General features: G+C 66.7%; 9 protein-coding genes. 5 read left to right on the plus strand and 4 right to left on the minus strand.

Annotation, left to right across the window (positions count from 1 at the left end):
• Nucleotides 1-16: 16 nt before the first annotated feature.
• The gene (locus FMZ75_RS15020; protein ID WP_166143915.1) at nt 17-922 is read left to right on the plus strand and encodes a hypothetical protein; all 906 of its coding nucleotides are present in this window, start codon (nt 17-19) and stop codon (nt 920-922) included.
• Between the two features lie 16 nt (nt 923-938).
• Here FMZ75_RS15020 and FMZ75_RS15025 read toward each other — a convergent pair whose 3' ends face one another.
• Both FMZ75_RS15025 and ppc read right to left on the minus strand, forming a co-directional pair.
• The gene (locus tag FMZ75_RS15025) at nt 939-4,472 is read right to left on the minus strand and encodes an autotransporter domain-containing protein (RefSeq protein WP_166143917.1); all 3,534 of its coding nucleotides are present in this window, start codon (nt 4,470-4,472) and stop codon (nt 939-941) included.
• A gap of 88 nt (nt 4,473-4,560) precedes the next feature.
• On the minus strand, nt 4,561-7,320 hold the full coding sequence (gene ppc / locus FMZ75_RS15030) for a phosphoenolpyruvate carboxylase (RefSeq protein WP_166143919.1): 2,760 nt from the start codon (nt 7,318-7,320) through the stop codon (nt 4,561-4,563).
• Between the two features lie 201 nt (nt 7,321-7,521).
• On the opposite strand from ppc, the gene FMZ75_RS15035 reads away from it, so the two are divergent.
• The 3 genes from FMZ75_RS15035 to FMZ75_RS15045 are packed head-to-tail and all read left to right on the plus strand — an operon-like array spanning nt 7,522 to nt 9,948.
• A complete protein-coding gene (locus tag FMZ75_RS15035; RefSeq protein ID WP_166143921.1) occupies nt 7,522-8,055 on the plus strand; it encodes a hypothetical protein in 534 nt (177 codons plus the stop codon).
• A gap of 28 nt (nt 8,056-8,083) precedes the next feature.
• On the plus strand, nt 8,084-9,070 hold the full coding sequence (gene bioB / locus FMZ75_RS15040; protein ID WP_166143923.1) for a biotin synthase BioB: 987 nt from the start codon (nt 8,084-8,086) through the stop codon (nt 9,068-9,070).
• 35 nt (nt 9,071-9,105) lie between these two features.
• Entirely contained in the window at nt 9,106-9,948 is an 843-nt protein-coding gene (locus tag FMZ75_RS15045; RefSeq protein WP_166143925.1) for a shikimate dehydrogenase, read from the plus strand.
• A gap of 162 nt (nt 9,949-10,110) precedes the next feature.
• Here FMZ75_RS15045 and FMZ75_RS15050 read toward each other — a convergent pair whose 3' ends face one another.
• Nucleotides 10,111-10,698: a phasin family protein gene (locus FMZ75_RS15050; RefSeq protein ID WP_166143927.1), complete on the minus strand. Its 588-nt coding sequence runs from the start codon at nt 10,696-10,698 to the stop codon at nt 10,111-10,113.
• A 147-nt stretch (nt 10,699-10,845) separates the two neighbouring features.
• On the minus strand, nt 10,846-11,205 hold the full coding sequence (locus FMZ75_RS15055) for a phasin (RefSeq protein WP_108917646.1): 360 nt from the start codon (nt 11,203-11,205) through the stop codon (nt 10,846-10,848).
• 352 nt (nt 11,206-11,557) lie between these two features.
• Here FMZ75_RS15055 and FMZ75_RS15060 point away from each other — a divergent pair, with 352 nt between their 5' ends.
• A complete protein-coding gene (locus tag FMZ75_RS15060; RefSeq protein WP_166143929.1) occupies nt 11,558-14,251 on the plus strand; it encodes a HAMP domain-containing sensor histidine kinase in 2,694 nt (897 codons plus the stop codon).
• Nucleotides 14,252-14,305: the final 54 nt, after the last annotated feature.

Genomic DNA, 14,305 nt, shown 5'->3' on the forward strand with positions numbered 1-14,305 from the left:
TTCCAGGATACGCAGAATGTCCATATCGAGTCTGGCCTCCAGCGCTGTTCAAACCGCCTATCATCATCATTCCCGTCCCACGAAAGACGTCGACGACACGACAGCGGCGGCCGCCGCGAGCGCTTCGGCGACGACCAGCTCCACCTCCACGACGCAGACCAACGCCGTCGATTCCAGCTCGGCGATCGATTTCCGCAGCCCGAGCTCCGGCCAGCTCGCCTCGCTGCTCTTCGCCAGCGATTCCAGCTCGACCAGCTCCAGCGACGATTCCACTTCGTCCTCTGATTCGAGTTTCGCCTCGACAGTCGCCAGTCTGCTGAAGGCGGTCGACTCCGGCGATACAGAGGCGGCCAAGACCGCCGCGTCGAGTCTTCAGAGCCTGTTGCAGCAATCGTCGTCGACCTCGGATTCGTCGAGCTCGTCATCATCCTCGTCGGACGGCCAATCCGGCTTCCTCTCCGATCTGCAGACTTTGGTCTCGGCGGTGCAGTCGGGCGACACGACGACCGCGCAATCGACGGCCAAGACGATCGAGAGTCATTTGAAAGCGCCTCCGCCTCCGCCCCCGCCGTCTTCTTCCGACAGCTCGGATTCGACCGCTTCCTCCTTCGTCTCCGATCTGGCGACGCTGCTGAACGCAGTGCAATCGGGCGATACGACGACGCAGAAGAGTTCCGCCACGAGCCTCGAGAGCGATCTCGCTTCGCTCCTGTCCTCGTCCTCGACGGATTCCTCGTCATCGTCCTCGACGACGACCGATTCTTCCTCTTCTTCTTCGACGATCGTCGACGATCTGAAGACGCTGATCACCGCCGCCAAGAGCGGCGACGCCAGCGCCGCGCAATCGAGCGTCGAGGCGTTGCTGAAGGATCTCGTCGCTCAGCAGGGCTCTCGGTCCTCGAGCGCTTCGCAAAACGCGTAAAAGAGCAGGGGCGGCCTCACCAGACCACTTTGAGGCCGCCTCGTCCCGCATAGGATTGCGTGCGTCCGCCATATTCCCCTTCGAAGGAGGCGAAGAGCGCGACCGAGGCGTTCACATCGAGGCGCAGCCCGCCTTTCACCTGCAGGTAATTCTCGTCAGGACGCGCGCCGGCGATGGTGAAAGCCGCCGAGGGCGCCGAGGCGAAGGATGCGAGAAGCGCGCGCGTCGGCTCGAATTCATGCACATAGGCGAGCGAGAGATCGGGCGTCAGCCGCCAGCCATTGTCGAGCGCGAAGCTGCGCTTGAAGCGTGCGCCGAAATAGAGGGGCAGCGAGTCCGTCTCGCGAGCGGCGAAGGCGAGAGCGCCGAGGCCCGCAAAGCCGGGGAAAGCCGCCGTCGTCTCGGTGAATCCATCCGTCCAAATATGCGCCGTCTCGACAGCCGCGAAGGGCGTCGCGCGCAGGCCGAACAGATCGACGTCGCGCCCGATCTCGACGCGCGCGCGCAACACGCGGCTCCCGAAATTCGCATTCGCCGTCTCGCCCGTCCCGAGGCCGAAGACCGAGCGGCGGGAGTAATTGTCGAAATCGGAGAAGGCGAGCGAGGCGGAGATATAATTGGGATCGAAGGTGAAGACGCCATAGCCGCCGATATGCCAGCCATGCGTGTCCACATGGGTCGAGCGCAGATCGGTCGAGGCGCCGCCGGCGCTATAGCCGCCTGCGAAGCCGAGCAGAAGATTGGGAAGCACGGCCGCATCGAGGCCGATCGCGCCGCCGCCGAGGCTCGTGCGCTGCGTCGCCGAGCCTTGCGCAGCGTCGCCGCCGAAGCGCGCGCTCTGGCCGAATCCGGAAATCCACAGGCGCCAGAGCCGCGCCGGCTCTTGCGTCGGACGCATGGCGATCGGACCCTTTTTCGATTCCAGCGACGCATAGCCGAGGGCGGGCGTCGTCGCGGAAAAAACGGAGAATCCATTGGCGTCGCGCGTCTCGCCCGAGCGCCAGAACTGTCCGGCGTCTGCGAGCGCCCCGCCGAAAAGTCGGTTCGATTCGAGGCCGACGTTCAGCGCGCCGGTGACGCCTTCGCCGGAGAGTCCGTCGAAGGCCGCGCGCGCGCCAGCCGCCGATTTGCCGACGATGGACAGGAAGAGGGGACTCGCCGTCGGTGTCGTGTCGAGCGCCGCGGCGACGGCGCGCTGATTGCGATTGGTCGCGACGCTCTGGAAGAACACGCCATTGCGCGAGAGCGTCAGAAAGGCGTTGTTGGCGTTATAGGAGAGCGTGGGCGTCAAAAAGGCGAGGTCGGTGGAAACAGAAGCAAAGGAGCCGCTGACGCCGCCCGTCGCCTGCACGATCGAATAGGTCGTGGCGGGGGCGTAATTGCCGGAGGCGGCGCTCACTTGCACGGAGCCGGCGAGCGTCGCCGTTCCGCCGACGACGATCTTATCCGCCGCGCCGGCGGCGTTGGCGTCGATCTGATAGACCGAGCCCGAACGGAAAGTTGCGTCGCCGGTGATGGAGAGCGTGGAGATCGCGCCGGCGCCCGAGCCCGGCGAGACGACGCCGGAAAGATCGAGCGCGCCCAGCGCGCCGGAGCCCGACAGGCGCCCGCCCGCGGCGACGGTGACGAGATTGCCGATCGCGCCGGCGGCGACGAGCTCCGCGCTGCTGGCGACAGTGACGCCGCTCGAATAGCTCTGCGTTCCGGTGAGCGTCCACACGCCGTCGTCGACGCTCAGCGTTTCGAAATTGATCGCGCCGGCGAAAGTCCCCGTTCCCGAGAGCGAGATGCGGTCGTTTCCGGCGCCGCCGTCCACCGTGCCGTTGATGACGGAGCCGGTGCGAATATTCAGCGTGTCGTCTCCGGAGCCGAAGACGATCGCCTGTCCGCCGCCGCCGGTAATGGTTCCGGAATTGGTGAGCGTATTGTTCAGCGTGCTGTTGATATAGACGCCGTAGCGCGTCGTGCCTTCGATCGTTCCGGCGTTGGTGATCGTCACCGCGCCGAAGGCCGGCCCTTCCGAGCTATTGTCGACGAGAATGCCATCCGCCTGACCGATGATCGTCGCGCCGGCCTTATTGTCGATGACGCCGCCGCCGATGGCGACGCCCTGGCTGGTGTTGGTCTTTCCATCGGAGCCGACGCCCTTCGCGCCCGTCCCTTCGATCGTGCCGTAATTGGTGATGTTGCCGATATAGTCGATATCGACGCCATCGCCGTCGCCATTGGCGACGCCGGCTATGCTGTCGATGCGGCCGGAGATGAGGCCGTAATTGATCACGGTTCCGCCGACGTCGGAGCCGAAGCCCGAGCCGTTGCGGCCGATGATCTGCCCGCCGGCGTAATTGGTGATGGTGATGGAGGAACTGGTCGTATTCGCCGTGGAATCATAGCTGATGTTGATTCCGTGGCGCCCGCCCGAGATGATTCCGCCAGCGTAATTATTGACCGTTCCGCCCGTGCTGGTCTGGAAGTCGATTCCATCCGCGCCGGTGTTGGTCAGGAAATTGTTGGAGATGATCTGGCCGTAATTATTGATCGTGGCGTTGTTGCCGGGGCGAATGCCGTCGGCGTCAGCGGTCTGCAGCACGCCGGTCGAAAAATTATTGATGGTGATCGACGCCGTGCCGGCGACGACATTGCCGAAGTCGATCGCCTGGCCATTGTTCGAGCCCGTGCCCGTCGCCTGGATCAGCCCGTAATTATTGACGGTGATGGTCCCGGATTTGACGGCGGTTCCGATCTGCAGCGCGTCATTCTGCGACTGGATCGTCGCGCCCGCCTCATTGGTCAGCGTGAAGCTCATCGCGGTTCCGCTGTTGAAGCGAATCGCGCGCGTTCCTGTCCCGGTCGATTCGATCGTGCCGAAATTATCGATGAGCACGCCGGTGGAGGCGGACGTCTGATTGAGCGTCGGATTGGAGGAGGAGGTGAGCTTTCCGCCGGCGCCGATGGTGATCTTGTCGGTCCCGCCGAAGGTCATCTGGCCGGAGACGGTCGTTCCGGCGGGAACGGTCAAATCGGCGGCGATAGCCGGCGCGGCGGCCAGGGAGAGGGATGCTGCGAGCGCGAGCGACGCGGTCGAAACGGACGAGGCGACGAGATTGGCTCCGGCCAGGATGAGACTGTCGAACGCTTTTTGAGTCGAACTGATCGTCCCAGCGGGGCTGATCGAATAAGGGAGGAGGGTCTGCACGGCGGCCGACGGGAGGGAGCCGGCGGGGTCGACGAGCGACAGGGCAAGGGCCGGATCGGGCAAAGGATCGAGATTGCCAGCATAGACCAAATTCTGGACAGAGCCGACCGTAATCGCGCCGGCCGGGAGGATTTGGGCGCCGGCGATGGTCAGGGTGGCGCCCGTGGGGACGGGACCGGCCGGCAAAGAAACAATCCCGCCGCTGCTCGCGATCGTAGCGGCGCCGAAGGAGGCGTTCCGGCCCGCTACGAGTACGGCCGGCAGGCTCAACTCTGTGGCGACTGCCGAGGCGTCGGACAGGGAGAGAGAGGCGAGGAGCGCGAGCGGGCTGACGTGCGAGAGAAGAGGCGACATAGCGGTTCCGTTCCAGCTGGATCGGAACCCCTAATGGCGGCGGCGCATGACGCTTTGACGACAGCGCCGCAATGTCGCCCTTTTCTGTTCACCCCGTGTTGCGCAGGCCGGCGGCGACGCCATTGATGGACATCAATATCCCCTGGCGAATGTCGTCGCCGGTCTGGCCGCCGCGCCAGCGGCGGATGAGCTCCACCTGCAGATAGTTGAGCGGCGCGATGTAGGGGAAGCGATGATGCAGCGAGCGCGCCAGAGCCGGATTGTCGGCGAGGCGCTCGCTCGATCCGGTGAGATCGGCGAGCGCGGCGTTGGCTCTGCTCCACTCCGCTTCTATCTCCCCATAGATGCGGTCGGCGAGCGCGTGATCCTGCACCAGGCCCGCATAGTGACGCGCGATCGAGAGATCGGTTTTCGACAGGATCATGTCGATGTTCGACAGAAGCGTGCGGAAGAAGGGCCATTCGCGATACATGCGCTTCAGCAGCTCGAGCTTGGTCCCGTCATCGCCCTCGCGGAAGCGCGCGATCGCCGAGCCGAAGCCGTACCAGCCGGGCAGGGCGAGGCGTGCCTGACCCCAGGAGAAGCTCCACGGAATGGCGCGCAAATCCTCGATTCTGCGCGACGGCTTGCGCGAGGCCGGCCGCGAGCCGATGTTGAGCGAGGCGATCTCGGAGATCGGCGTCGAGGCGAAGAAATAATCGACGAAGTCGGGCGTCTCGTAGACGAGGCCGCGATAGGCGTCCATGCCCCATTGCGCCAGCTGTTCCGCCACATCGAGGAATTCCGGCGGCGGCGCCTTGCTGTGCGAGAGCAGCGTCGCCTCGAGGGTCGCGGCGACGAGCAGCTCGAGATTGATGCGGCCGATCTGCGGATTGGCGTATTTCGCAGCGATCACCTCGCCTTGCTCGGTGAGGCGGATTTGCCCGTTCACCGTGCCCGGCGGCTGCGCGAGAATGGCGTCATAGCTCGGACCGCCGCCGCGCCCCACCGTGCCGCCGCGCCCATGGAAGAGGCGCATGGCGATGGACGGCCGGCCCGAGAAGAAATCCGCGAGCGCGGTGGAGGCGCGATAGAGCTCCCAAATGCTGGCGAGAATGCCGCCGTCCTTGTTGCTGTCGGAATAGCCCAGCATGATGTCCTGCTGCGCGCCGGAATTGGTGACGAGCTTGACGATTCCGGGCAGCGCATAGAATTCGCGCATGATGACGGCGGCGTTGCGCAGATCGCCGATCGTCTCGAACAAAGGCACGATGATGAGATCGGCGGCGACGATATTGGCGTCGCGCGGATCGAGCGTGCCGCGCATCATGCCGCATTCCTTCTGCAGCAGCAGCACCTCGAGCAGATCGCTCACCGTCTCCGTATGGCTGACGATGTAATGTCGGATCGACTCGTGACCATAGGTCTTGCGCATCTCCGCCGCGCGCTCGAAGATCGCCAGCTCGCTCGCCACATCTTCCGAATAGGCGGCGTCGACCAGCCGCACCGGCCGCGGATCGCCGAGCAGCTTCAGCAATAGGGCGCGCTTCTCCTCTTCCGTGAGGGCGGCGTAGTCGGGCGCGACGCGCGCCTCGCGCAGCAGAGCGGCGATGGTCTCCTCGTGACGGTCGGAACTCTGGCGCAGATCGACCGTGGCGAGATGAAAGCCGAAGACTTCCGCCGCGCGGATCAGCGGCTCGAGCCGCTGCGTCGCGATCACTTCGCTGTGATGGCAGCGCAGGGAATCGTCGACGATTTCGAGATCGGCGAGAAAGGCGCGCGCATTGGGGTAGGGGTTGGCCGGCGCGACGGCATGGCGTTGCGCCTCCTGGCCCGTCAGCTCCTCGAGCGTCGCGGCGAGGCGGGCGTAGACGCCGATCAGCGCGCGGCGATAGGGCTCGTCGTCGCGATGCGGATTATCGTCGCCGGAACGCGCGGCGAGCGCTTCCAACGCCTGGCTGCAACCGGCGTAGCGGCGCGAGATGGAGAGCTCTGCGCCGAGCTCATGCACCTCGCTGAGATAGAAGCGCAGCGTCGTCTCGCTCTGCATTCGCAGCGCATTGGCGAGCGAGTCGGCGCGCACATTGGGATTGCCGTCGCGATCGCCGCCGACCCAAGTGCCCATGCGCAGAAATGGCGGAATGCGCAAGCCGCCGAGACGCTCTTCGATGTCGGCGTAGAGCAGCGGAATCTGGCGCAGGAAGGTGCTGCGATAATAGCTCAGCGTGTTGGCGATCTCGTCGCGCACGGTGAGCCGCGCCTGCCGCAAGAGCTCCGTCTGCCACAGCTGCGAGACGCGGGCGCGCAATTGCAGCTCATTATGGGCGAGTTCCGCTTTGCTGCGCGCGTGCTGGCGCGCCTGCAGCAGGGCGGAGATCGCGTGCTCGGCGTCGAGCAGGCTTTTTCGCCGCACCTCGGTCGGATGCGCGGTGAGGACGGGCGAGACCCAGCCATTGGAGAGCACTTGCGCCACTTTGCCCGGGCCGATGGACGCCTTGCGCAAATGGGCGAAAGTATTGGCGAGGCTCGGCGCGCCGGAGGCCTCGTCGCCCTGCAGCGGATGCAGATCCTCGGCGATATTGGCGAGATGCGAGAAATAGCTGAAGGCGCGGATGACGGTGACCGCCTCGCTCGCCGAGAGCGAGCGCAGCAGCGCCTCGAGCTTGTGATCGGCCTCCATATCGCCATTGCGGCTGACGGCCACGGAGAGGCGGCGGATAGTCTCGATACGCTCGAAGGCGGCGACGCCCTCCTGCTCGCGCACAGTATCGCCGAGCAGGCGGCCGAGGAGGCGAATATCGGCGAGCAAGGACTGATCGTCGAGAATGGCGGAGGAGCTGGAATTGGCGGCGTCTGTTTCGACTTGCATATGGGGCGTCGATCCTCGAGCGGGGGCGCCGTCGGGCGCGGTAGGTGAGGGCAGCTATAGCAGATTTTGGCGAAATTACGATGCGAGGCGGGGGAGGCGAGCCGTCGGCGCCCGCTGCGGCCCTCCCGCGTCCCCTCCCTTGTCCCCTCCTCCGGTCCGACTTATAGACCTCGCTGCGGCCGTAACCCTACGAGTTCGACAATGGAACACGCGTCCTCGATTCTGATTCCCGCCGCCGTCGGCGCGCTCGTCGGCGCGGCCTTCGTGTTCTTCGCGCGCTGGTCGGAGCGTTATCCGCAGGCGGGCTCGCGCCGCGCGCTGGCTTATGGGCTCATCGCCACCGCCGCGCTCTATGTCGGCCTCGCTTTCGCCTCGGACAATCCCAAGGCCTGGTTCGGCATAGAAATGACCGGCTTCGCCATTTTCGGCTCTTTCGCTCTGCTCGGCCTCGTCGGCTCGCCCTGGTGGCTCGCCGTGGGCTTCGCGCTGCATCCGTTCTGGCATTTGCAGTTCCATTATCTCGGCACGGGCTCGGAGTTCACGCCGGCGTGGTTCACGCTCGGGCTCACCGGTTTCGATCTGGCCGTCGCCGCTTATGTCGTCTATGCCATTCTGCGCGGAGCCGATCCGCAGCTCCAGCGCAGGCGGCCCTCCGCGGCCCTCGGCGAGAGCCTGGACGAACCGGGGCGCCCGCTCACGCGCAACGAACGCCGCATCGCCAAAAAATCGCGCTGAAACGCAACGCCGCAGAGAGGCCCGCTCGATGAACGCTCCCGCCGATTTCACTCTCCGTCACGACTGGACGCTGGAGGAGATCGTCGCCATCCACGACACGCCTCTGCTCGAGCTGATCGCGCGGGCGAGCGTGCTGCACGTCCGCTTCTTCGATCCCAATGACGTGCAGAAGGCGGCGCTGCTCAGCATCAAGACCGGCGGCTGCCCGGAGAATTGCTCTTATTGCTCGCAATCGGCGCATCACCGCGAGGTCAAGCTCGACCGCGTCGAGCTGCTGCGGGTGGACGAGGTTCTGGACGCGGCCAAGCGCGCGCGGGAGGCCGGAGCGGATCGCTTCTGCATGGGCGCGGCCTGGCGCCAGGCGCCCAAGGGCGAGCGTTTCGAATCCGTGCTGGACATGGTGCGCGGCGTGCGCGCGCTCGGTATGGAGGCCTGCGTCACGCTCGGAATGCTCGATGACGGCCAAGCCGAGCGCCTCGTGGAGGCGGGCCTCACCGCCTATAACCACAATCTCGACACGGGGCCGGAGTTCTACGGCGAGATCGTCACCACGCGCACTTACGAGGATCGTCTGCAGACGCTCGCCGCCGTGCGCCGGGCCGGCATAGAAATGTGTTGCGGCGGCATTATCGGCATGGGCGAGAGCGTGCGCGACCGCGCCCATATGCTGCAGGTGCTGGCCTCCTTCGATCCGCATCCCGAGAGCGTGCCGATCAATGCGCTGGCCGCGATCGAGGGCACGCCGCTCGAGGGCCGCCCGCCGGTCGATTCGCTGGAGCTGGTGCGCATGATCGCGACGACGCGCATCCTCATGCCGAAGTCGCGCGTGCGCCTGTCGGCCGGCCGCTCCGGCCTCTCGCGCGAGGCGCAGATATTGTGCCTCGTCGCCGGGGCCAATTCTATTTTCTATGGCGAGAAGCTGCTCACGGCCGGCAATCCCGGCCTCGACGCCGACGCCGCGCTCTTTTCGGCGCTCTCCGCGCAAGGGCAGGGGGGCTGCGCGGCGAAGCAATAGGCGCCGCTGGCGCAAGAACGAGCGGGGAGAAGCAGATGCATGGGCAGGACCGCTTTCTCCTCGCCGGCGTGATGGGCTGGCCGATCTCGCATTCGCGCTCGCCCAAAATCCACAATTACTGGCTCGCGCGCTACGGCCTCGCCGGCGCGTATGTCCCGCTCGCCATAGAGCCGGGACGTCTCGAGGCGGCGCTGCGCGCGCTGCCGTCGTTGAATTTTTCGGGCTGCAATCTCACCATCCCCCATAAGGAAGCAGCGCTTTCCGTCGTCGACTCTCTGGACGCCGGTGCCGAGCGAATCGGCGCGGTGAACTGCGTCGTGGTGGAAGAGGACGGAACGCTCGTCGGCCGCAATTACGATGGTTTCGGCTTCACCGCATCGCTGCGCGCGGCGGCGCCCATGTGGCGGGCGGACGCCGGGCCGGCGGTCGTCATCGGCGCGGGCGGGGCGGCGCGGGCCGTCATCGCCGGGCTCATCGACGCCGGCGCCGCGGAGGTGCGGCTGTTCAACCGCACGCTCGAGCGGGCGCAGAAGATCGCCGCAGATTTCGGCGCGCCGGTTTCGGCGTTCCGCTGGGAGGAGCGCGCCGAGGGCCTCACCGGCGCCGGACTCCTGGTCAATACGACGAATCAGGGCATGGTCGGCGAGCCGCCGCTCGATCTGACTTTGTATCGCCTGCCCGCGGCGGCGCTCGTCTCCGATATCGTCTATGCGCCTTTGGAGACGCCGCTGCTGGCCGCGGCCCGAGCGCGCGGCAACGTCGCCGTGGATGGGCTCGGAATGCTGATCCATCAGGCGCGGCCGGCCTTCCGCGACTGGTTCGGCGTCATGCCCGAGGCGACGCCGGAACTGCGCGCGCTGATCGAGGCCACGCTCTAGAGCGTTTCCAGCCGAAGTGGACGCCGGTTCGGCGTTGGAAACGCGTCAAAACAAAAGACTCCAGGGGCCTGCGCCAGATGAATTGACGTGAGAACCGAGCCTTTAGGCTCGCTTTTCGCAACCCTTCGACTCCGGCTTCGCATTCGGCCGAGCGCTGTCGCCTCACGCAACAAAAGCGGAGACGGCGAAGCGAAAGGGCGACCAGCGGCTCGACAGCTCGACGAATTCATTGGCGCGCTTCACGAAGGTCGAATAGCGCTCGCTGGCGAAACGCGATTGCGCCTCCAGCGCGTCGCCGACCGTTCGGGCCTGGCCGAGCGCGAGCGCCAGATCGAAGACGGCGGCGGCGTTCTCATTGACGAGGTCGATCGTCTTCAGCGGCCAGAGACTCGGATCGAGCGCGATCGCTTCGGGTTTCGGCGCAGGGGTCTCGATCGTCGTGGCGATCACTGCGAGGGCGATCGGCGCTTCGGCGATGGGCTCGGAGACGATCTCCAGCGCCGGCTCGGATGTTTCGATGACGGGCTCGGCCGTCGTCACGCCCAATTCGACAGGCTCCAACGCGGCAGTGACGGTCTCTATCTCCACGGCCTCCAGCGCCGCGGCGACGGCCTCGATCTCAGCGGCCGGGGCGGAGGAGGCGGGCGGCGGCGCCTCGGGCTCGTCGTCGTCCAGCGCGTCTTTCAGAGTGATCGGCGGCTCCTTCGGCGGCGCCGGGCGTTTGGAAGAACCTCTCGTATGGGTGGCCATCGCTTCGGGCTCCTGGTTTCTGGTGTCGCGCGCGCCCGAATCGTCTTCGGCTCGGTCGCCTTACTCACCCGCCAACGCACGCCATATCGTCTCGTCGAAGCGCCGCGCGTCAGCGGCGCGGCGCCGTCGCAATCTCACTGTGCCGGCTCACTTGCCGGTCGTCGCCTTTTGCAACGCGGCGCCGAGCTCCTTGGCCTGACTCTGAATGGTCTCGACCTGGCTCTTCACATATTCCGCCTGCAGCTGGAGAACCTCCTGCGGGTCCTTGGCGCGGAGCAGTTTCTGGGCGAGGTCGAAAGCGGCGTTCACATTGGCTTCGGCGTAGCCGAGCGCCTTGGCGCTCACATCCTTGGCCCCGACCTGGAAGGTGGCGGTCGTCGTCTCGACGGAGCCGATCGCCTTATGCGCGGCTCCGGCGAATCCCTCGAACGCCTTGCGCGCCTGCTCGACGCTCTTCTCGGCGAAGTCGCGGACCTCGTTCGGTATCTGATAGATCGGATCGTTCACGAATGCTTCCTTCTGGTCGGGTCGGCCCGAGGCCGCCCGTCGGCCGAAGAAGGGGCGCCGGCCGACCGCCTGCGGCCGTTCTCGCGCATCGCGACAGGAACGGTACCGCCGATTCGAATATGGCTCAACTCATGCTGCATTGCAACATATTTATGGCCTCGAGGCGGCGCATCCGTTCATGATGAATCGTCGAAGCTTGTTAAAATGTCCGACGCCGCATAGACCAAGCCGCGCCGAACCTTTAAGTTTCTTTTAACCGATCCTTCACCTTCGATCGGCCGCGACGCGCGTTCCGCGCCGCTTTGTTCCGCGCCGTTCCGGCGCTTGTCGCGTCCGAAGAGGCGCTGTCGATATGAGCGAGCACGACAGGCTGGGGATCGAGAGCGAGGCGGTCGCCGCGCGGATCAGCGCCGATCCGGCCTTCGCCGCGCTCGAAGCGTCCGGGGCGCCGATCATCGCGGCCGCCGGCGCGCCGCTTTCGGTCGTCTACGCCAATGAATCCGCCATCGCGATATTCGGCGGGGATATCGCCGCGCTGAGCGAACGTCTGTTCGGCGGCGAGGAGCCCGGCGCGCGCCGGCTCCGCGAGCTCGCCGGAGCGCAGAGCCATGCGGCGGCTCCGCGGCTCGAGCGGCTGCGCTTTTCTTTCGGTCCGATCGCGCAGACGGCGACCGTGTTGTGCCGTGTCCTCGCCGGCGACGATGGATCGCCTCTTTTCCTCGTCGCAATGCTCGGAATGCGCGCCGCGGGGCAAGAGAGCGCGGCTCCCGGCGTCGCCGCGGAAGCTGCCGCCTCTTCCGCGCCGGAGCCGGCCGCCGCGCCGGAGCCCGAGGCTCCGCAACCGGCGCGTGTGGCGCGGCCGGAGCGCTTTCTCTGGCGTTCCGACGCCGATGGCCGGATTCTCGACGTCACTTCCGCCCTCGCCGAAATCGTCGGGCGGGAGAATGGTGCCATCGCCGGTCGCCGGTTTCTCGATCTGGCCAGCGGGCTGCGGCTCGCCCCGGACGGCCGTCTCGCCGAGGCCTTCGCCTCGCATCGCTCCTGGAGCGGGGTCGAGCTCGACTGGCCGCTCGACGATCATTCGGCGCGCGTGCCGGTGACATTGGGCGCTCTGCCCGTCTTCGACGACGGGCGCTGTTTCGGCGGCTATCAGGGCTATGGCGTGCTGCATGTCGACAGGCTGCGCAAAGAGCCGGATCGGGAGCCGGAGAAAGAATCGCCGCCGGCCGCGCTCGAGCCGCCGACCCTGGCGGTGGTCCAGGCCGAGCCGGCGCAGATCGCCGGCGGCGCCAAGGTCGTCGCGCTGCGCCCGTCGCCGCGGCTCGAGGAGGCGACCGCCTCCATCGGCGAGGCGCTGTCGGCGAGCGAGCGCACGGCCTTCGACGAGATCGCCCGCGCGCTCGCCGCCGCGCAAAAACCCGCCAAAGGCTCGGTGCGCGACTTGTTCGAGACGATCGAGCAGGCGACGACCGGACAAGCCGCCGCGGCTCCGGCGGAGCCCGAGCCGGTCCACGAGCCCGAATCCGTCTGCGAGCCGTCGCCGTCGAATGAGAATAACGTCCTTCCGCGCGATCTTTCGCGCGCCGAGGCGCTGCTCGACCGCCTGCCCATAGGCGTGATGGTCGCGCGCGGGGCAGAGGTCCTCTACGCCAATCGCACGCTGCTCGATTATCTCGGCTATGGCGACGCTGCGGCGCTCGCCGGCGATGGCGGCGCCACTCGGCTCTTCGCCGGCCGCCGCCCGCCGACCGCGCCCGACGGAAGCGCGGGCGGCGTCCTCGAAGTGATCGATAGCGATGGCGAGCCGCTGGAGGCCGACGCGTGGCTGGAGCCGATCGAATGGGACGGCCTCGCCGCCACGCTCGTCACCTTGCGCAGCGCGCGCCCGGCTTCGGCCGCGCCCGTGTCGGCGCGAGCCGGCGCCTTGCGCAAGGAGCTGGAGGCGCGTCGCCTGGAGGCGGAGGAGTTGCGCGCCACGCTGGACGCGGTGAGCGACGCCGTGGTGGTGGTGGACGCCGATGGACGTCTGCGCAGCGTCAACGCCGCTTTCGGCCGGCTCGTCGGCGGCGAGGCGCGCGTGCTGCTCGGCTCCGGCCTCGCCTCATTGTTCTGCGACGCCGATCAGGGCGCGGTCGCCGATTTCCTCCGCCGGCCCCCGCCGCAAGAGGAGGGGCTTCAGCTCCCGCTCCAGGCGCATATGCGCATCGGCCAATTGCTCCCGGTACAGCTGACCCTCGCGCCGCTCGGCCCGCCACCCGAGCAGAGGCGGTGCGTCATTCTTCATGTCGTTCGTCGCCGCGGCTCGGACGACGAGCTCGAGGCCGCCCGCCGCGAGGCCGAGCGCGCCAGCGCCGCCAAGACCGATTTTCTGGCCAAGGTCAGCCATGAGATCCGCACGCCGCTCAACGCCATCATCGGCTTCGCGGAGGTGATGATGGAGGAGCGCTTCGGCGCCCTCGGCAATGAGCGCTACAAGGAATATCTCAAGGACATCCACACCTCCGGCGAGCATGTGCTGAGCCTCGTCAATGATCTGCTCGACCTTTCGAAGATAGAGGCGGGCAAGTTCGAGCTCGACGTCGAGCGCATCGACGCCAACGCCGTGATCTCCGAATGTGTGTCGATCATGCAGCCGCAGGCGAACCGCAGCCGCGTGGTGATCCGCCTGTCGCTTTGGCCGCGTTTGCCGCGCATCCTTGCCGACGGCAGGTCGCTGCGGCAGATATTGCTCAACCTTCTGTCCAATGCGGTGAAGTTCAACGAGGCGGGCGGGCAGGTGATCGTGTCGAGCGCCTTGACCGACGCCGGCTATGCGGTGATCCGCGTGAAGGATACAGGGATCGGCATGTCGGAGAATGAGATAGAGACGGCGCTCGAGCCGTTCCGACAGGTGGGCGCGTCGCGCGGCGGCACCGGCCTCGGCCTGCCGGTGACGAAAGCGCTGATCGAGGCCAATCGCGCCTCCTTCTCGATCAAGAGCCGCAAGAATCAGGGCACTTTGATCGAGGTCGCCTTTCCGCCGCCGCAGGTCCTCGCAGCGGAGTAGAAGCGGCCGCGAGCGCCGCCGTCCTGAATTGATGAGGAGCATTTCGAAGCGCAT

This window comes from Methylosinus sp. RM1 (genome assembly GCF_011378635.1).
Lineage (GTDB): Bacteria > Pseudomonadota > Alphaproteobacteria > Rhizobiales > Beijerinckiaceae > Methylosinus > Methylosinus sporium.

Excerpts from the sequence above, each read along its gene's own strand:
- FMZ75_RS15045 (WP_166143925.1), top strand. The coding sequence starts at position 9,106 with ATGCATGGGCAGGACCGCTTTCTCCTCGCCGGCGTGATGGGCTGGCCG.
- FMZ75_RS15025 (WP_166143917.1), bottom strand. The coding sequence starts at position 4,472 with ATGTCGCCTCTTCTCTCGCACGTCAGCCCGCTCGCGCTCCTCGCCTCT.
- ppc (WP_166143919.1), bottom strand. The coding sequence starts at position 7,320 with ATGCAAGTCGAAACAGACGCCGCCAATTCCAGCTCCTCCGCCATTCTC.
- FMZ75_RS15035 (WP_166143921.1), top strand. The coding sequence starts at position 7,522 with ATGGAACACGCGTCCTCGATTCTGATTCCCGCCGCCGTCGGCGCGCTC.
- FMZ75_RS15060 (WP_166143929.1), top strand. The coding sequence starts at position 11,558 with ATGAGCGAGCACGACAGGCTGGGGATCGAGAGCGAGGCGGTCGCCGCG.
- FMZ75_RS15050 (WP_166143927.1), bottom strand. The coding sequence starts at position 10,698 with ATGGCCACCCATACGAGAGGTTCTTCCAAACGCCCGGCGCCGCCGAAG.
- FMZ75_RS15020 (WP_166143915.1), top strand. The coding sequence starts at position 17 with ATGTCCATATCGAGTCTGGCCTCCAGCGCTGTTCAAACCGCCTATCAT.
- bioB (WP_166143923.1), top strand. The coding sequence starts at position 8,084 with ATGAACGCTCCCGCCGATTTCACTCTCCGTCACGACTGGACGCTGGAG.